Origin of the sequence: Tenacibaculum pacificus (assembly GCF_027941775.1) — a bacterium.
Taxonomy (GTDB): Bacteria; Bacteroidota; Bacteroidia; order Flavobacteriales; family Flavobacteriaceae; genus Polaribacter; species Polaribacter pacificus_A.
Genome location: NZ_CP115917.1, coordinates 1,792,921 through 1,812,754, shown reverse-complemented (window position 1 = coordinate 1,812,754; position 19,834 = coordinate 1,792,921). Strand labels below are relative to the sequence as shown.

Sequence of the window (19,834 nt, the reverse complement as noted above, 5' to 3'; positions counted from 1 at the left end):
TAACTAGTAATAAAGTTTATACGGTGTTGTGTGCCGTTTTTTATTCAGTTTTTATTCCAACGTTTGGATATTCAGTTATGAAAGTTTTTAAATCAGTCAATTGGTCTGGTTTTAAACTCATTTCTAGGTAAAAATATACATTAGGATTTTCAGTTCCGTTTGCTTTAAAATACCAGAACATATAGCCTTGATGCATCATAAAAACAAAATCTTTTTCACTCAGAAAATTTTCTGCATTATCTTCCTTCAATAATTCTAAAGCCCATTCTTTCAATTCATTTTTATTATGATATAAGTCAGTTCCAATCATTGCCTTTGGAATTGACTTTTCACATTCTAAATAGAACTTTTTATAAATCAATGGAAAAGTCAGGTTGAGTTCTTTTTCCAATTCATTCAATTTTTCCATATAATTTTTTTTAAATGACACAAAACTGTAATCCGCAGTTTTTCTATTCTTTTTTCGGTTTAAGTTTTAATTCAAATTCACAAGCAATTATTTCAATCACATCGTCATAAGTATGAAAAACATAATGATTGTGCGATTCTTTTAATTTAAAATTTTGTGAACTTTTAGAAAATCCATTTATTATGTCAGAACCAATAACTTTTTCAAAACTGGAAGTATATTCCGTATTTGAAAAAAAGTCCAATTCGGTCATTTTAAATTCTAATATTCCTTTAAATGTCAATTCGTATGAAATCCATTTGTCGTTTTCAACGCTTTCACATAAAGAACCATTAAAATCTCCAATCAGTTTTACAGAATGAGTTCCGTCAAATTCAATTTCGTCTAAAAATATTGCATCTCTTCCCCAAATTTTTCCTAATTCCTCAATGATTATTGGTTCGTTCATATTTTTCTCAAATGGCACACAACGTTTTTGTATATTATTTGTTGCGTATTTCGAGCAACTAATTTAGTTAATAAAAGTGAAATATAAAATTTAAAAAAAGCTTTTCATAAATATTTAAAAACTAGCAATAAATTATATACGTTGTTGTGTTTAGTGGTTTTTGCATTTTAGTTCATTAATTTTATTAGAAATTCAAATTTTTCAATTTATTTATAATTCCATTTTCGTTTTAATGAGCTTTTTTGATTTCAGAGTTTAATTTAGCGGATTTTCTTACGTTTCAACTTTCAATTCATTAATTTTATTAAAAGCTTAAATTTTTCAATTTATTTATGAATTTTCATAATTACTTTTTAATATCAACAATTTTTTGCGCTTCAGAGCTTAATTCCGCCTATTTGCTCAGTTTTTTACGTTTCTGCTTCTATTCAGCTATTTTATTAAAATAATTTTTTCTGCGCTTATTTTTTCACGTTTCAATTTTTTATTTTAATAGAGTAGAAGTCTTTTTCATTTTTTAGTGTTTTTTGTCTAGAGTTTGTGTCAGCTTAATTTTTGGTTTATAAAATACTCATTAGGAATTTCTGAGGAAATTCCGCCATTAGACACAACGTTTTTGTGCATGGTTTCGTTGCGAAAACATAGCACTAATATAGTTTAAAAAACTAAAACTTCAACATGCGCGAGGATTTTCTGCAAGAAAATCAACAAGCAATGAACTATGCATATTGTTGGGTTTTCGTTTTATGGTTTTTGTGTTTTTTTCTAGCTGTTTTTTTAAATTCTCATATTTTTCAATAATTATTTTTCTCAAAGTTTTAAATCTACGGTTTTAATTTTCACATTTTTAGCTTCAATTCCTATTTTTCATATTTTCTAAAATTTTTCAAAATGTAAAAAATGTAGAATTTGATTTTAAAACTCTTTCATTTCACATTTCTATTTTCACACAACATTTTTCAATCAGAATTTATCAAAATGCAAAAAATATTCTTAAAAAAACCATAGTTTTCAAAATGACTTTTTCAGACAACAATTTTCAATTATAATTTTTCAAAATGTAAAAAAATACTCTTAAAAAAATTATAATTTTCAAAATGATTTTTTATTTGATTTCCTGAGGTAATTCAAGGAGTTTTTCTGAATATCTTTCCAGCTATTTTAAACTTTATTTAAAAACTAAATTTTTAAATTTTAACTATTTTTTTCTCTAATGAAACCCAACGTTCTAGTGTAATAAAAGTTGCTTTTTAAAAGCGTACTCTATTTTCCGCAGGAAAATAGTAGCTTGCCAAAAATAGCAATATTTTCAAATTATTTGATAAATATAAGCAATTTTTGATTACGCATTGTTGGTTTTTGTTATGAAACATTTAAATAAGCACGTTTTATTTACGTTTCTACTTTTTTATTCGCGTGAATTTTCACGTTTCTATATTTTATTTTATTCAAAAAAAATATTTATTTAAAATTTTAGAAATATATTTTCAGGCTTTTATTTTAGGGTTATTTAAAATTCTACAAACTGCTCACGTTTCTATATTTTTCGCAAATTGTGCGAACTAATTTTCACGATTCAAGTCCGAAAGTAAGCTAAATTCCCGCTGTTATTTTTAATCTTGTTTTAGATAAACACACTTTTTTTTATTCTTGAAAATTTCTGCTTTTTACTTTAAAACTCATATTTTTCTGAATAATGAAAACCAACGTTTTTGTGTATGATTTGTTGCGTATTTTAAGTTCTAAATTTAGTTAATAAAAACGGAATATAAAATTTAAAAATAATTTTCTTAAATAGACTAGAAGCTAGCAATATATTATACACGGTGTTACCTAATGCGATTTTTTTTATTTTCTAAATTATTCAATTTTTCTAAAATTTTAATTCTGAATTTTATTTAATTCCACAAGATTTTTTTTCCATATTTTATGCAATTCTAAATTTTGATTAAAAACTAAATTATTCAATTTATCTAAAAACTTAAATCTGTATTTTGTTTAATTCCACAAGATTTGTTTTCCCGTATTTTATGCAATTCTAAATTTTGATTAAAAACTAAATTATTCAATTTATCTTAAAACTTAAATTTGCATTTTGTTTAATTTCACAAGATTTTTTTTCCATATTTTATGCAATTCTAAATTTTGATTAAAAACTAAATTATTCAATTTATCTAAAAACTTAAATCTGTATTTTGTTTAATTCCACAAGATTTATTTTTCCGTATTTTAGGCAATTCTAAATTTTAATTAAAAACTAAATTATTCAATTTATCTAAAAACTTAAATTTGCATTTTGTTTAATTCCACAAGATTTTTTTTTCTGTATTTTAGGCAATTCTAAATTTTGATTAAAAACTAAATTATTCAATTTATCTAAAAAACTTTAATTCTACCGAGTAATTTTTTCGAGTTTTAGGTAACGTATTTGTGCGTGGTTTCGTTGCGGAATTACAGCACTAATATAGTTTAAAAAACTAAAACTTCAACGTGCGCGAGGATTTTCTGCAAGAAAATCAACAAGCAATGAACTATGCACGCTGTTGGGTTTTCGTTTTATATTTTTTGTATTTTTTTTCTACCTATTTTTTAAATTCTCATATTTTACAGTAATTATTTTTCTCAAAGTTTTTAATTCTACGGTTTTAATTTTCACGCTTTGAGCTTCAATTTCTATTTTTCATATTTTCTAAAATTTTTCAAAATGTAGAAAATGTAAAATTTGATTTTAAAACTCTTTCATTTCACGTTTCTATTTTCACACAACAGTTTTGAACTATAATTTTTCAAAATATAGAAAATGTAAAATTTGATTTTAAAATTCTCTCATTTTATATTTCTATTTTCACACAACAATTTTCAATTAGAATTTTTCAAAATGTAAAAAACATTCTTAAAAAACTATAATTTTCAAAATGATTTTTTGTGTGATTTCCTGAGGTAATTACAGGAGCTTTTTCTAAATATTTTCTCTGCTATTTTTAAATTTTATTTAAAAACTAAATTTTCAAATTTTAACGATTTCCGCTAATGAAACCCAACGTGTTTGTATATGGAAAGTTGCGGGTTTGCGTGCGAGGAATTTTCGAAGGAAATTCAGACGTAGCAAACGTGCAACGACCTTTGTTTTAGCACAACACCAGCAATTTTTTATATACGGTGTTGTACACAGTTTTTATTTCTTTCTTTCAACTCGAAGATGCGGAACTTTTTTAATTGTTCTACTTAAAACTTCTTCATTTATTTGTGCTGGATTTTCAGATTCAGCCATTATTTCTTTAAAAGATTCTAATTGACTTTTTTGAAAATCACTTTCCGCTTGTAATACGGCTTTTGTCGAACGTTCTGTTACTTGCAATTCCCAAAGCATTTTGGTTATTTCTTCTGCTAATTTGAAAAACAAAAACTTGTGAGTGTCATCTTCGTCATTTTTATCGTCAAGATTGTTCCACTTTTCAAGTTGATTTTTTATCTGCGTTCCGTTTTTTGCGATTTCAAATAATTTTTCAAAACTATCTACTTCTTGGACGTGAGCAAATTTGTTTCTAATATTCATTAGACAAGTCAGCTTTTTAGTCATTTCAGACTCAAGTCCCTTTATGTCCTGAATTATCTGAACTTTTTGGCTAAAAGAAAGTGCAGTAGAACCAAAACCGAAAGATTTTGATTTTTCATATTCAACACCTAATAAACTGCCGATTGCTTCCGAGATTAATGTTTCTATATGTAAAGTGTGTTCGATTACGTATAGTCTAACGCTATCAGTTTGGGAAAGTACTTTAATATCGGTTTTTACTGTTTTCATTGGTGTTCTTAAATTGTGTACAACGTTTTTGTATATTATTTGTTGCGTATTTCGCGCAATTAATTTAGTAAATAAAAGCGGAATAGAAAATCCCCTAAGGATTTTCGTAAGTAGGTTAATACTAGTAATAAATTATATACGGTGTTGGCTATAGTTTTTCTAATAATTCAGTTTTTTTTGTTTCAAATTCAAGTTCCGTTAAAATTCTTTTTTCTTTAAGTTCCGATAATTTTTCAATTTGTTTTAAAATATCATTATTATTTCTAAATTTACCTTTTTCAGATAATGTTTTATTTCTTATAAATTCTGAAAATTCTTTTGCTCCATTTATTAAATTAATTTTTGCGGTATTTCCAGAGCATATTAATTTTAATTGACTTTTTAAAATTCCAGTTTCTATAGATACGGAAGAAATTTTATTATATGGGAAATCTTCCATTTTAATTCCAAAACCAATGGTTGGTTTGTCAATAAATATTAGTCTGTAATTTGTTGCAACTAAAAGACCATTTCCTGTAAATCCTTTACCATTAGATAAAAAACCTGCATCAATTTTTTCAATTTCTTCTGAATTTGTTAAGATATTAGGAAGTTCTTTTATTTCACTTTTATCAGTAATATTTGGGTTTAATCTTTTTATTTTTTCGATAATTGCATTTAAAGGTTTATTTAATGATTGAAATTTGTTTAGAAATTCATTTGTTGAATGTTTTTTTACTTTACTGAATAAAATCAGCATTTCTTTGTCTTTTCCAAAACTATAATTCCTTACGCAATTAGTGCAAATTTTATCACCATCTTTTGTTTTATTTCCAAAAGGTGATTTATTAAGGATAGTTAATTCTTTTTCACAAATAATACAATTTTTCATATTTAATTTTTTTAATTATAGCCAACGTGTTTGTATATGGTTTGTTGCGTGTTTCAAGCAACTAATTTAGTAAATAATTACCGACCAAGAAAGTCCGCGAGGACTTTCGTAAGTAGGCGAGAAGCCAGCAATAAATTATATACGGTGTTGGCAGTAGTAATTATATTATTTCTTTTAATTTAGTATTTGATTCTTCAAGAAACTCTTTAATCAAATCAATTAATTCAAGAGTGCTTTTTCTTAAAATTGTTATTTCTTCCTTGATTTTTTCATCTGTATATTCTTTAAGAATTTCGTCAGTTTCAGAACCAATGAGTGCGTTAATATCTTCCCAAATAACAATTTCGTTGAATGGCTTTATGTCCGCTTCTCCAGTATGTAATTTTTTATGTCTTTCTGTTTTAAGTTCATTAAGTTTTTCTGTTATTTTTTCAACTATTGAGGATATTTCGTTAAAACCTTCTTTTTTCGCTTTGTCTTTAAAAGTATAAGCTGATACTTTTTCTAATTTAAGGTCTAAACCATATAATACAGTTCCTATTTTTCCTAATAAATCTAATACTGTAATTATTCTAATAAAGTAGTTTTCATAATGATATTTAAAATAAGATTCTTGAGAATCCAAAAAAGAATAGTGTTTTAGAATATCAGCACGTTCTTTTTCTAAAAATTGAAATGTCAAATCTATATCTCTTAAAACTACACTTATATTTCCGTATAGTTTTAAAATTAACTTAATTTTTTTTTCATTTTCAGTTCCACAGTCTTCGTAAACTAAATCAGGGTTTTCAAGACATTCTTTCATATGTTTTGAAACAAATTTTAATGATGCTTTTGCTAATTCAAGTTCAAATTGTGTTCCTGATAAATATTCCTCCATAATCTGTTTTTCTTATTACTGCCAACGTTTTTGTATATTATTTGTTGCGTATTTCGAGCAACTAATTTAGTAAATAAAAGCGGAATAGAAAATCCCCTAAGGATTTTCGTAAATAGGGGAGTCTTAGCAATAAATTATATACGTTGTTAGCAATAGTTATTTAGGCATAAACCTACTAGGGTCTTCTTTTTCTTTTCGTATTCTTTCTTTTTCAAGTTCTATTTTTTTCTTTTCCTCTTCAGTAACTTCTTTTTGAGATTCAATTATTTTATTTTTTTTCTTACTATTTTCTTTTTTTCTTTATGTGTTTCAGGTGTTTTTTTCTTACTAAAGCTAGTAATTAAAGAGATTAATGTTATAATAGATAAAATACCCCACAAAATTCCAACTAATAAATCTGAAATTGATTTTCCTTTTTCATTTTCACTTTTTAAATCATCGAAAGGGTCAGCAGAAATGGTATTTGGATTTTCTTTTAAATAATATATTTTAAGTTTATTGGCGTTTGGAATTTCATTTAATGTGATTTTCCCATTATAAGATTCTCCATTTAAGTCAAATGAGTAATCAAATTTATATAATTTAACAACTTTAGCTATTCTGGTTTCAGTATATTCATTCGATAAATTAGCAACGATATTAGTATTTTCATCAATCATTTGTTGTAATTCAGCTATATGATTTTTATCGCCTCCACTAACATAATCTGAAACGCAAGATTTTGCAAGAACAAAAAATAAAATCATAAATACAATTTTATAAAGTACAGATTTTATATTTTCAAATTTTTCAAACATATTTTTTCTCATTTTTGGTGTATTGTCCTGAAATAGGTTGACCTTTTTTTTGAATTTATAAGGTTAATAATTCCAGATTTTTTTTATTTCTTCGATATGATTTATATTCGATATTTTGATTTATATGAACCTTCTTAGGAGTATTTAAATCGAGACTTAAATGTGGACGAAGGTTGTTATAAATATTAATAGCACTTTTTGTAATTTTCTTTGCTAAAATAGTGTTTTTAATTGTTAGTTTCAAACCATATTCATATTTTAAAGTTCTATTAATTCTTTCAGCGATAGCATTTTCATATGGATCATATTTTTCAGTCATACTCATAATTAAACCATTTTTTTCAGCAAATAGGGTATAAGTCGGATTGCAATATTGTAGTCCTCTATCTGAATGATGAATTAGTTTTTCATTCGGATATTTTCGATTTTTGATAGCCATTTTGAGTGCATCTATACAAAGCGATGTTCTCATATGTGTGTCTAATTTATACCCCATTATTTTCTTAGAATATGCATCTGTTACTAAAGCTAAATAATTATGACCTTTTTCTGTTTTTATATAGGTAATATCTGTTACCCAAAGTTGTTCCGCTCTTGTCGGGATTTTGTTTGATACAAGGTTTTTATACTTATAAAAATGATGTTTAGAATTCGTTGTAATATGATAGTTTTTTGTTCTAGGTACTAGTAATCTATGGCTTCTTAAGAAATTATAGAACTTGTCTCGCCCTATTTTTATTCCTTTTTTATCGATATCAATTTTTAATTGATGATATAGTTTTTTAGCCCCTAATTTCTGACCAATTCTATCACGACATTGTTTGACTAATTGTGTTAATATAAGTTCGTTATTTTGCTTTATTTGATAAGATTTTAATCGTTTGTAAAAGGCCTGTTTACTAATCCCAAAACATTGAATTAACCATTTTCTTTTAAACGGTTTTGCTTCTTTTTTTGAATCTCTTCTGCTAATGTTTTGGGCAATGACTTTTTTGACATATCGACACCAGTAATGATTTCCATATCAGCGATAATATCTTGTTGAAAATCTTTTACAAATTCTAGTTCTTCAATTTTCTCTTTGAGTTTTTTGATTTCATCTTGTTTACTCATGCCTAATTTTTTTTGTTCAAAAGTACTATATTTTTTGATCCAGTACTGAATTGTAGCTCTAGAAATATCGTATTTTTTAGCGGCGTAATTAACAGAAATACGTCCATTATGAATTTGGTCAATGATGAATAATTTGAGTTCAAAACCTACTTTATTGTAGTTCTTTTTTCGGCAGGGTAGTTTTGTCTTTGTGTCCATAGTTTAACTAAAAGTGTTTAAATTTTAGTCAACCTATTTCAGGATTTTACATGGGTTTAATTATTGCTAACGGTTACGTATAAGAATAGTGCGGTTTTGTATGCGAGGATTTTCCTCAGGAAAATCAGATGTAACAAAAGCGCACGAACTCTTGATTAAGCACTAAACTACGCATTATTTTTATACAATGTTAGCACCAGTTTTTTATTCCAATGCTTTTACAGATTTAACTATATTCTTAAATATTTCCAAATCCTCATTTTCAAGTTCCATTTTATTTATATTAAGTGCAACTGATATTCCAAATTCAAATTCTTTTCCAGGATTAAGATAAACAATGTATTGATAAAAACTTCCTTCAACATATACTTCTTTACAAAATGTTTTATACGAAGAGTGATTAATATTCAGCTCTTTTTGCTTAAGATTTTCATATTTTTCAATATAGTTATTAATATCAAAGTTAAGGTCTTCAATAGTATTTTCATCTTGTTTTTTAAAAGCAAAGATTTGAATCAAAGCTCCTCCATTATCATAATCTTTTTTGCTTTTATAGATTGCTGAATGTGCTAAATATTGAGTTACATTGATAGAATCAATAACCCAGTTATTTGGTTTGTCAAAATTATAAGAAAAATCATCACAGCTATTTGTAATTCTGAATTTTTGGTTCTGTCCGCTTATTGTTGACAGACAAAAAATCATAAATATTATTGTCAGATTTAGTTTCATTTTCAAATTGGTGCTAACGTATTTGTGCATGGTTTCGTTGCGGAATTACAGCACTAATATAGTTTAAAAAACTAAAACTTCAACGTGCGCGAGGATTTTCTGCAAGAAAATCAACAAGCAATGAACTATGCACGGTGTTGCCAAATGCGATTTTTTGTTTAAATTCTAAATTTTAAATATTTTCTAAATTATTGAATTTGAGAAAAATTTTAATTCTGCGTTTTTAATTCCGTAATATTTATTTTCAGCTTTTTAAAAAACTCTAAATTTTCAATGTTTTCTAAATTATTGAATTTGAGCAAAATTTTAATTCTGCGTTTTTAATTCCGTAATATTTATTTTCAGCTTTTTAAAAAACTCTAAATTTTCAATGTTTTCTAAATTATTGAATTTGAGCAAAATTTTAATTCTGCGTTTTCAATTCCGTGATATTTATTTTCAGCTTTTAAAAAACTCTAAATTTTCAATATTTTCTAAATTATTGAATTTTAGCAAAATTTCAATTCTACGTTTTCAATTCCGCGATATTTATTTCCATTTTTATAAAATTCTAAATTTTTCAATATTTTCTAAATTATTGAATTTGAGAAAAATTTTAATTCTGCGTTTTTAAATTCCGTAATATTTATTTTCAGTTTTTATAAAATTCTAATTTTTGAAATATTTTCTAAATTATTCAATTTTAGTAAAACTTTAATTCTACGTTTTTATTCAGTAAAAATGGTTTTCAGTATTTTATTTTTCCGAGTTTTTGGCAACGTTTTTGTATATGGTTTGTTGCGTATTTCAAGCAACTAATTTAGTAAATAAAAACGGAATAGAAAATCCCCTAAGGATTTTCGTAAGTAGGCTAGAACTAGCAATAAGCTATATACGGTGTTAGCTATAGTTTTTCTCGTGTTTTAATTTCAAACTTTTTATCAATTTTCCCAAAAGATGTATTGTAATAATATCTTTCATCGTTTTCAATAATTGAAATCTTAGCAGATTTTTCATTAATTTCTATGCCGTTACTCATTTGATTTTCTCTGATATAAGGATTATCAAGTAGATTTTCTAGTTCTAATGAAGTGGGATGAGATAATTTAAATTTATTTTTCAAAACTGGACAAAACCCCGATTCTTTACTTTCTCTTATAGGGAAAACATAGTTATATGCTTGAATATATTTTAATTTACTATAGTTCACTTTTGTAGAGGGAAATTTTATCCCATCAATTTCGTCATCTTGTGTTGTATATTCTAAAAGCATTTGTGGTATAATATATTCAGGTTTAAAATTCCCGTTTTTATTGTGTACTTTAATGCTACAGGCAATTGATAAAGGGAAGCACGTGAAATATTGTAGAATAGAATATGGAATGAAAGGAACTGGTATATCACCATTTTCAATATCTTTTAATAAATCTTCAATTCGTAATATTTCAATAATATTTAAATTATCTATATTTTCATAGACAGAGAAAAATATTTCTTCTATTTCTTTGCGATCAAATTCTTCCCAACATGTATAAGAATTTTCTCCTAGGTAAAGAGCAGGAATACCAGGAATACTATATCTATTCGTAGAGACTAGATACCTTTTTTCAAAAGGGATATGAAATAACTCACTTTTTGTGTATTGTTTATCAGATTTAGGTCTTGCTCTGTAAAATATTCTTTTGGTTGATGTTCTTTCGTTTTGTAGTTTACTATATTTTATTTCGTCTAAAGTTTCATTAAAAGTCTTATTTGCTAAGAAAGTTTTGCCATTAGAGAAATTATCAAAGGTTTTGAGTAACTGTTTATTTAAAAAAATAATTTTTTCAGGAATTTCAGATGAATTTACACCATAAAAATTCATAGATTTTCCTTTGGTTAAGGGGTGTATTTTTTTATTGTAAAAATTTAAATAGTCATTTAGTTTTTTCTCAAGTATGTTTCTGTAATTACCATCATTATTTTCAATAGGTATCTGAAAATCGAAATTATCTTCTTTAAGTATTGGGATTATTTCTTCAACAAATTTTTGGGATGGTTTCATAATTATAGCTAACGTTTTTGTATATGATTTGTTGCGTATTTCGAGCAACTAATTTAGTTAATAAAATCGAAATATAAAATTCTAAAAAAAGCTTTTCATAAATATTTAAAAACTAGCAATAAATTATATACGATGTTATGTTTATCGGTTTTGAGTTCTAAATAATCATTCTACTTAAATTTTATTCTATATTTTCACGTTTTAAAGCTCAATTTTCGTCTTTTAATTTTTCTTAATTAATTTTTCCAGTTCTAGTACTTAAATTTCCCGTTTTACTTTTCAGCTTGATGTTCGCGCTGTTTTGCTAAAACCTTTTTTCTCCAGAGATATTTTCACGTTTCTACATTCAGTTTTAAATGATTCTTGAATTTTTCATTTTATTTCTAAATTGTCTTAAATTACTTTTCACGTTTCAATTTTTTCTTAAAATCGGGGAGAAGTTGTTTTCATTTTTAGCTGTTTGAGTCTTTTTTTTCAGCGTATAATTATGTCAATTTATTTTTTAGAACTCATAAAATACTCATTAGGAATTTCTGAGGAAATTCCGCCGTTAAACATAACGTTGTTGTATAAGCTTTGTTGCGTTGATTTAGCAGTAAAGTTACTAAATATTTACCGACTAAGAAAGTCCGCGAGGACTTTCGCAAGTAGGAAAAAACCAGCAATAAAGTTTATACGGTGTTGTAAAACGTTAATTCAGCGGAAATGTTATTCCGACTGCAAATGCTCCAGCGTATTGTTCAACAGATGGCTGAAGGTAGTAAGAGAATCCGAGGTCAAAATTATTATTTCTACCTAATTCTAAACCTATAGAAATAGGTATGTGGTAAATTAGTCCACTTTTATTTATATTATCAAAAGCGGTAAGTGTTTCAAACTTTCCGATTGAAGTTCCAATTCCAACTTCAAGATATGGAGCTACCCAAGGAATTGGTGCTCGAACTCTAGCTTTTCCACCTAATAAAAAAGCTTTTGATACGGCTTTTTCATCTGTTGGTTTGCCATCTAAGTCTTTTCCTTTTGAGTTTGTTAAAATAATTCCTGCATAAGGTCTAAACTCAATCCAAGAAGCAACTTTCAGGACTAATTCTCCTTGTATAAAAAAACCGTCATCAACAGTTCCATCAATGCTATTGTTTGGAGCACTAAGTCCATATCCAATTTGAGCATTTATTGATTTTTCCTTTATGAATTGTGCATCTACTAAATTCGATGTCAAAATTATTATTATTAATATCAGGTTTTTCTTCATAATGTTTTACAACGTTTTGTATATGGTTTGTTGCGTTTTTAAGTACTAAATATAGTTAATAAAAACGGAATAGAAAATCCCTAAGGATTTTCGTAAGTAGGCTAGCACTAGCAATAAATTATATACGGTGTTGCCAACCGTTTTTATTCAGATTATTAATTTTAAAATCAAATATTATGTCAAAATTCACAAACCTATTTATAAAATCAAAACCTAAAATTAAGTCAGATGAATTCGACGATAAATTCGGATTCATTTTAAGACTAGGAATAGATAATGAAAGAAACTACAACGCAGTTAAGAATCATTATTTTTGTAATCTTTCAACATCGGTAAAAGATAATGTTCATTGTTTGGTAAAAGGTCTTTTATGAATTGTTCTTGCCTTTCAGGTTCTTGGGTTAAAACTACTTCAAAAACTACTTTAACAAGTTCTTTATATCTTTCTGCCATTATCTCGCTATATGCTTCCTGTATTGGTGCGGTTGTGTTCTTGATTAAATCATCTGACATTTTTTTGATTTGCTCACTATCAGTTATCATTTTGGTTGCGTCATGCATAATCCGTTCGTTTCTCATTTCGACATATTTTTTTACCTCGTCGATTTTGAAAATATCCATAAAAGATTTCATTGATGCATTAATTTCTTTTGTTTGGCTTATTTGGGATTTTTGCACAAAAAATACAATTACATATACTAAAGTGTATAATCCAATTATTCCGATAGTTAATTCATTACTCATATTTTTATTTTTTCAGAGTGTGATTGGTAAATGGTTGGCAACGTTGTTGTATATGGTTTGTTGCGTGTTTCAAGCAACTAATTTAATAAATAATTACCGACCAAGAAAGTCCGCGAGGACTTTCGTAAGTAGGCAAGAAGCCAGCAATAAATTATATACGGTGTTGTAGCCAGTTTTATATTTTTATTTCATAAAACAGCCATTTTTCATTGTCATTTGGAAGACTTATTGTCCCATTCTTATTCATTCCTAACTTTTCTAATAATTTTTGAGAGGATATATTTTCTTCCCTTGTAATAGCATTAATAGAAGTAAGTCCAAATTCACTAAAAGCAATATTTTTCAACTTATTTGCAGATTCATAGGCATAACCTTTTCTTTCATATTTGGGAAGAAAAGCGAATCCAATGTCTATTCCTTCAAGTCCATCTCTGTCATATAAACCACAAGTTCCTATTTTACTATTGTCTTGTTTTCTAATTAAAGTGTAATTAGAATACCCAAGTTTTTTGAGTTGACTAACCATTTTTGTTTCAATATATTCTTCTGCATCTTTGATTGTATTGATATTTCTATCTCCAATATATTCAATCCATTTTTCAGTGTTAAATAGTTCGAAAATAAATTTAGCATCTTCTTGCGAAGTTGGTTTAAGTATTAATCTTTCAGTTTCAAATGTTTTATATTGATTCATTTAGTTTAAATTCAGGATTCATTTTTTAATTGGCTACAACGTGTTTGTGTATGATTTGTGGCGTTTTCAAGCACCTAATTTAGTAAATAAAAAACGAATAGAAAATCCGCGAGGATTTTCGTAAGTAGGAGAGGATTAGCCATTAATTATACACGGTGTTAGGCACTGGTTTTTAATCCCAACCATTATTTTCATTAGTCCAGTCAAAAAGAAAACAGGCGTGTTCAAGTTCATTTATTGCTTTCCAAAGTATTCTCTTGTTTTTCGAAAACCCTCCTTGTATATTTAATTTATTCATCGTTCCATTCATAAGTGCCTCATTTGCTAAAATTTCGTGTGCTATATGATTTCTTGAATCCGTAACTTCTTTGAGAAGAGTAATGAAGTCTTCTCTCAATCCTTTTCTTTCAAGTTCAACTTTAGTTTTCCCAAGAGTCCATCTTTCCATATTGTCAAGATTTCCTCCAAATTTCTCTTCATATAACTTTTTCAGTCCAAATTCGAGTAATTGTGCCATTCCCATATACATAGCATATTGTTCAATAAAACTCAAGTTTTCATATTTCTTTAGTCCTTTTTGAGATCCTTCTCTGATTTGTTCAGCGTTTAGGTATGATTGTTTTTCTTCACTCATTTTTTATCTATAATCTGGTAAATTACTCCACTTATCAAGCATTTTAGCAAAAAAGTTAGCGGAATAAGTCGATTCGTAATTCAATCCGAGATTTCCAACTTCTAAATCTCCAAAAATAGAAACTATTATTTCAATTTGGTCAGAGTTTAAATCAATTAGGAAAAAGTTAGTTTCTGTACTATTCGGTTCATTGTGCAATTCGGGTTTTTGAATTTTGTTTTCCTTTATTATTCGGTCAATTTCAGATTCAAGTTCAGTCAATTTGTTAATTTCAAGTTGCTTTTTAGTTTCTTTCAGCGTTCCAAAATCAAGTACGTTTCTTTCTTTCGTTATTCTATTATATTCTTGTGTTCGCATTTTTGGTCAACTTGTGCCTAACGGTTTGTATATGGTTTGTTGCGTGTTTCAAGTTCTAAATATATTAAATAAAAACGGAATAGAAAATCCCCTAAGGATTTTCGTAAGTAGGTTAGCACTAGCAATAAATTATATATGTTGTTGCAAGTAGTGATTTTCTAACTAAATTTCTCATTTCTTAATTTTCAATTTTTCCGTTTTATTTCTCTTTTTTTTACGTTTTATTTATCTTTCTTTTTTCCGTTTCTGCTTAAAATTCCGCCTTAATTAATTCACGCTTTATTTTCAGCGTTAACTTCTTTCTTTTTTTACGTTTCTGCTAAAAACTCCGCTTTAATTAATTTCCGCTTATTTATTCACGCTTCATTTTTCAGCGTTCAATTCTGTTTTCCTCTTTTTTTAGGATTCATTTTCTAAAAATAGAGTAGAAGTCATTTTCAATTTTTCCAGCGTAATATTATTCAATATTAATTTCTAGAAAAGATAAATCACTAATTAGAAATTTCTGAGGGAATTCCGCCATTACTTGCAACGGTTTTATATATGATTTGTTGCGTATTTCAAGTTCTAAATATATTAAATAAAAACGGAATAGAAAATCCCCTAAGGATTTTCGTAAGTAGATAAGCACTAGGAATAAATTATATATGTTGTTGCAAGTAGTGATTTTCTAACTAAATTTCTCATTTATTAATTTTCAATTTTCCCGTTTTATTTCTCTTTTTTTTACGTTTCTACTTAAGACTCCGCCTTAATTAATTTCCACCTATTTATTTACGCTTTATTTTCAGCGTTAACTTCTGCTTTTTTCACGTTTCTGCTTAAAACTCCGCTTTAATTAATTTCTGCCTATTTATTCACGCTTCATTTTTCAGAGTTAATTCTGTTTTCCTCTTTTTTAGGATTCATTTTCTAAAAATAGAGTAGAAGTCATTTTCAATTTTTCCAGCGTAATATTATTCAATATTAATTTCTAGAAAAGATAAATAACTAATTAGAAATTTCTGAGGGAATTCCGCCATTACTTGCAACGTTCTTGTATATGATTTCGTTGCGAAATCATAGCACTAATATAGTTTAAAAAACTCAAACATTTACGTTTGCAAGGATTTTCCGCAGGAAAATCAGTAAGCAATGAATTATATACGTTGTTAGTTTTTGTTGCGAGACATTTAAACAAGCACGTTTAATTTACGTTTCTACTTTTTTATTCTCGCGTAAATTTTTACGTTTCTATATTTTTTATTCAAACTTTTTTAAGGTTTTAATTCTTTTGTTTTAGGAGTTTTTTAATTCAGCAAATAGCTAACGTTTCTACATTTTAATTTTATAGAAATTCTGCGAACTAATTTTCGCATTTTAAGTCCCGAAAACAAGCTAAATTCCCGCTGTTATTTTTAACTCAGAGAGTTATAAGTTTTTTATTAAATTACTTTTTAAAATTTTCAATTATTTATTATTTTCTCTAGATGTTAATTTTTTCGAGCGATAAAAACTAACGTTTTTGTATATTATTTGTTGCGTATTTCAAGCATTAAATATAGTAAATAAAAGCGGAATAGAAAATCCCCTAAGGATTTTCGTAAGTAGGTTAGAACTAGTAATAAATTATATACGGTGTTGCCACACGTATTTTATCGCAAGTAGCCTAATTTTTTCAATTTCTCATATCTTTTCGGGATTTTAGAAATTGCTTGTTCACTTAACAATTCGGAAGTGTTATTTTCATAAATTTTAAAAGAACCTGTTCCGCTTTTACAAGTACTTACTTTTTGGTTACTATCTCTTAATTCATATATTTTTTTCCATTCTGCTTTGGTCAACAATTCGTCTTTTAAATACTTTATCATTTCACGAGCAGTTTTGTATTTCCTGTTTTCTTTATATTCCTCAATCATTTGTTTATCTCTAAAATCTGAATAAATTAAAGCATCAGCAACATATAATTGAACGTGAACATTTGGATATTCTAAAAGTTGCCACAATAATTCTTCTCGACCAAATAATTCGATAACAGCCATTCTTCGGTCAGTTGCTCTTCCAATAGTTGAATATTCGCAAATCCAACCATATTCATCGTAAGTTCCAACTCCCAACAATTTGTAATATGCTTTTAAAATTCTTTTTGGTTCGTTAATAGTCAATTTCAAACTATCTGCAAGACTTGGTAGATATGAATGAGCATATTCTAACCATAATTTTTTGTCGAAATAATTTGTGTTTGTTTCTTTTGTTGAATTAGATATTTGGCATTGATATTCTAACACTTTTCCTTTAAAACTTGTGATTTCAAAATCAGCCACTCGACCTTGTTGAATATATTCATATTCGACTAATAAACTATCTTTTCGTTCATAAGTATAATGACCATTGTTAGAGTTACTAAACTCTTTTAATTTTCCCCAATTCAATGACTTTAGTAAGTCAGAAGTGAGCATAGGTTTTTCATCAATATTTTCGGATGGGAAATTTCCGAAATCCAAATTTTGAGCATTCAACATTAAATTGAATACTAAAGTTAAAATGATAAAACTGGTTTTTCTCATATGTGTGGCAACGGTTTTATATATGGTTTGTTGCGTATTTCAAGTTCTAAATATATTAAATAAAAACGGAATAGAAAATCCCCTAAGGATTTTCGTAAGTAGATAAGCACTAGCAATAAATTATATATGTTGTTGTAAACTGTGCTTTAGTAATTTTCAATTTCGTATTTATAATTCTCTTGGTTATAAAATTCATAATCTATATTATTCTTTTTCGCCATTTTCTTTAATTCAGATATTTGAAAGATTAAAGTTGTGTCTCTCGAAGTTCCAATTGTTTGTCTTGAATATGTATCCTTGTTGTATTTAAAGATTTCAATCCAAGGCTTTTCTCTTTTTGCATTATAATGTAGACTTTTTATTTTCCGACCTTTATTGTCAAGATAAGTCGTGTCAATTAGTTTAATAGCATTTTCTAAATCAGGCTTTTTGGTTGGAAATATTTCCCAAGAAAAAACATTCGTAATTTTAATATTTTTTAGTGTTTTTATTTCTCGAATAAATCTAACAGCTGAATCAGATTCATAACGTATTTCCTTTTCAGTGTATGTATTCTTTTTAAACTCATATGTCGAAAAAGATTGAAGGTAACAAGTATCTTTTTCCTTAAAGTAACAACAAGTTTTTTCAAAGGTTCTCTTATTGTTTTTATATTCAGTTGTTGTTATCATATCGCATCTTAAACCTCCAGTTCTTATGCTTTTAATTTGATTTCCATTTTTATCAAATTCGGTTGATTTCCGTAAAACAAATTCATTCTCCTTTTTATGATATTCAAGAATTGATTTTATTTTCGGGGAACAATTCAAAAGAAGTCCAAAAGTTATTAGTATGATTGTCGTTTTTCGCATAGTTTACAACGGTTTTATATATGGTTTGTTGCGTGTTTCAAGTTCTAAATATATTAAATAAAAACGGAATAGAAAATCGCCTAAGGATTTTCGTAAGTAGATAAGCACTAGCAATAAATTATATATGTTGTTGCAAATAGTGATTTTCTAACTAAATTTCTCATTTCTTAATTTTCAATTTTTCCGTTTTATTTCTCTTTCTTTTTTTACGTTTCTACTTAAAACTCCACTTTAATTAATTTCCGCCTATTTATTCACGCTTTATTTTCAGCGTTAACTTCTTCCTTTTTTCACGTTTCTGCTTAAAACTCCGCTTTAATTAATTTCCACCTATTTATTCACGCTTCATTTTTCAGAGCTTAATTCTGTTTTTCTCTTTTTAGGATTTATTTTCTAAAAATAGAGTAGTAGTCATTTTCAATTTTTCCAGCGTAATATTATTCAATATTAATTTCTAGAAAAGATAAATCACTAATTAGGAATTTCTGAGGAAATTCCGCCATTATTTGCAACGTTCTTGTATATGATTTGTTGCGTATTTCGACCAACTAATTTAGTAAATAAAATCGAAATATAAAATTTAAAAAAAGCTTTTCATAAATATTTAAAAACTAGCAATAAATTATATACGTTGTTGTGTTTAGTGGTTTTTTCATTTTAGTTCATTAATTTTATTAGAAATTCAAATTTTTCAATTTATTTATAATTCCATTTTCATTTTAATGAGCTTTTTTAATTTCAGAGTTTAATTTAGCGGATTTTCTTACGTTTCAACTTTCAATTCATTAATTTTATTAAAATCTTAAATTTTTCAATTTATTTATAAATTTTCATAATTACTTTTTAATATCAACGATTTTTTGCGCTTCAGAGCTTAATTCCGCCTATTTGCTCAGTTTTTTACGTTTCTGCTTGTATTCGCTATTTTATTAAAATAATTTTTTCTGCGCTTATTTTTTCACGTTTCAATTTTTTATTTTAATAGAGTAGAAGTCTTTTTCAGTTTTTAGTATTTTTTGTCTAGAGTTTGTGTCCGCTTAATTTTTGGTTTATAAAATACTCATTAGGAATTTCTGAGGAAATTCCGCCATTAGACACAACGTTCTTGTATATGATTTCGTTGCGAAATCATAGCACTAATATAGTTTAAAAAACTCAAACATTTACGTGTGCAAGGATTTTCCGCAGGAAAATCATTAAGCAATGAATTATATACGTTGTTGCCTACTGTAGTTTTTTCATTTTTTAAGTAAATTTTAATTCAGTTTGTTTTTAAATTCAGTTAGATTTAGCAAGTCTAATTTTTTTTAGTCTAGGATTTGATTAGATAAACTTTCTAAAATTCCATTATATTTTTTTCGCGCTTGAGTGAGCAATTCCTGAAAGTCTTTAGGGTACAATTCTATTTTTCAAAAGTTATTTAATTTCGAAAAATCACTCAATTTTTCTTGTAATTTTTTTTGGCTGATTGAGTAATTCA

Annotated in this window: 17 protein-coding genes; all 17 read right to left on the bottom strand. The window is 26.8% G+C overall.

What is annotated here, in order from left to right:
- Window positions 1-40: 40 nt before the first annotated feature.
- The 17 genes from PG913_RS08125 to PG913_RS08045 all read right to left on the bottom strand — a co-directional run bounded on the left by PG913_RS08125 (window position 41) and on the right by PG913_RS08045 (window position 18,354).
- Window positions 41-409, bottom strand: a complete 369-nt coding sequence (locus tag PG913_RS08125) for an SMI1/KNR4 family protein (RefSeq protein ID WP_239794798.1) — start codon at window positions 407-409, stop codon at window positions 41-43.
- A 43-nt stretch (window positions 410-452) separates the two neighbouring features.
- Window positions 453-857 (bottom strand): hypothetical protein, encoded by a 405-nt coding sequence (locus tag PG913_RS08120; protein ID WP_215044979.1) that lies wholly within the window; start codon window positions 855-857, stop codon window positions 453-455.
- A gap of 3,175 nt (window positions 858-4,032) precedes the next feature.
- On the bottom strand, window positions 4,033-4,662 hold the full coding sequence (locus PG913_RS08115; protein WP_271230298.1) for a hypothetical protein: 630 nt from the start codon (window positions 4,660-4,662) through the stop codon (window positions 4,033-4,035).
- Window positions 4,663-4,810: 148 nt separating this feature from the next.
- Window positions 4,811-5,533, bottom strand: coding sequence for a PH domain-containing protein (locus PG913_RS08110; RefSeq protein WP_271230297.1), 723 nt, complete (start codon window positions 5,531-5,533; stop codon window positions 4,811-4,813).
- A 160-nt stretch (window positions 5,534-5,693) separates the two neighbouring features.
- Complete coding sequence (locus tag PG913_RS08105; RefSeq protein ID WP_271230296.1) at window positions 5,694-6,413, bottom strand: Cthe_2314 family HEPN domain-containing protein; 720 nt, start codon at window positions 6,411-6,413, stop codon at window positions 5,694-5,696.
- 263 nt (window positions 6,414-6,676) lie between these two features.
- Window positions 6,677-7,222: a hypothetical protein gene (locus PG913_RS08100; protein ID WP_271230295.1), complete on the bottom strand. Its 546-nt coding sequence runs from the start codon at window positions 7,220-7,222 to the stop codon at window positions 6,677-6,679.
- Window positions 7,223-7,265: 43 nt separating this feature from the next.
- Window positions 7,266-8,114: an IS3 family transposase gene (locus PG913_RS08095; protein WP_233885030.1), complete on the bottom strand. Its 849-nt coding sequence runs from the start codon at window positions 8,112-8,114 to the stop codon at window positions 7,266-7,268.
- Between the two features lie 14 nt (window positions 8,115-8,128).
- Window positions 8,129-8,521, bottom strand: a complete 393-nt coding sequence (locus PG913_RS08090) for a helix-turn-helix domain-containing protein (RefSeq protein WP_101915088.1) — start codon at window positions 8,519-8,521, stop codon at window positions 8,129-8,131.
- A 204-nt stretch (window positions 8,522-8,725) separates the two neighbouring features.
- Entirely contained in the window at window positions 8,726-9,226 is a 501-nt protein-coding gene (locus PG913_RS08085; protein WP_271230294.1) for a hypothetical protein, read from the bottom strand.
- 910 nt (window positions 9,227-10,136) lie between these two features.
- Window positions 10,137-11,276 carry a hypothetical protein gene (locus PG913_RS08080; protein ID WP_271230293.1) on the bottom strand — a complete coding sequence of 380 codons (1,140 nt, stop codon included), beginning with the start codon at window positions 11,274-11,276 and terminating at the stop codon, window positions 10,137-10,139.
- Between the two features lie 691 nt (window positions 11,277-11,967).
- The gene (locus PG913_RS08075) at window positions 11,968-12,495 is read right to left on the bottom strand and encodes a hypothetical protein (protein WP_271230292.1); all 528 of its coding nucleotides are present in this window, start codon (window positions 12,493-12,495) and stop codon (window positions 11,968-11,970) included.
- A gap of 330 nt (window positions 12,496-12,825) precedes the next feature.
- Window positions 12,826-13,272 (bottom strand): hypothetical protein, encoded by a 447-nt coding sequence (locus tag PG913_RS08070; RefSeq protein WP_271230291.1) that lies wholly within the window; start codon window positions 13,270-13,272, stop codon window positions 12,826-12,828.
- 175 nt (window positions 13,273-13,447) lie between these two features.
- Window positions 13,448-13,966, bottom strand: coding sequence for a GNAT family N-acetyltransferase (locus PG913_RS08065; RefSeq protein ID WP_271230290.1), 519 nt, complete (start codon window positions 13,964-13,966; stop codon window positions 13,448-13,450).
- Window positions 13,967-14,138: 172 nt separating this feature from the next.
- On the bottom strand, window positions 14,139-14,600 hold the full coding sequence (locus tag PG913_RS08060) for a hypothetical protein (protein ID WP_271230289.1): 462 nt from the start codon (window positions 14,598-14,600) through the stop codon (window positions 14,139-14,141).
- Between the two features lie 3 nt (window positions 14,601-14,603).
- Complete coding sequence (locus PG913_RS08055) at window positions 14,604-14,957, bottom strand: hypothetical protein (RefSeq protein ID WP_271230288.1); 354 nt, start codon at window positions 14,955-14,957, stop codon at window positions 14,604-14,606.
- A 1,634-nt stretch (window positions 14,958-16,591) separates the two neighbouring features.
- Window positions 16,592-17,503 carry a hypothetical protein gene (locus PG913_RS08050; RefSeq protein ID WP_271230287.1) on the bottom strand — a complete coding sequence of 304 codons (912 nt, stop codon included), beginning with the start codon at window positions 17,501-17,503 and terminating at the stop codon, window positions 16,592-16,594.
- A gap of 146 nt (window positions 17,504-17,649) precedes the next feature.
- Complete coding sequence (locus tag PG913_RS08045; RefSeq protein ID WP_271230286.1) at window positions 17,650-18,354, bottom strand: hypothetical protein; 705 nt, start codon at window positions 18,352-18,354, stop codon at window positions 17,650-17,652.
- Window positions 18,355-19,834: the final 1,480 nt, after the last annotated feature.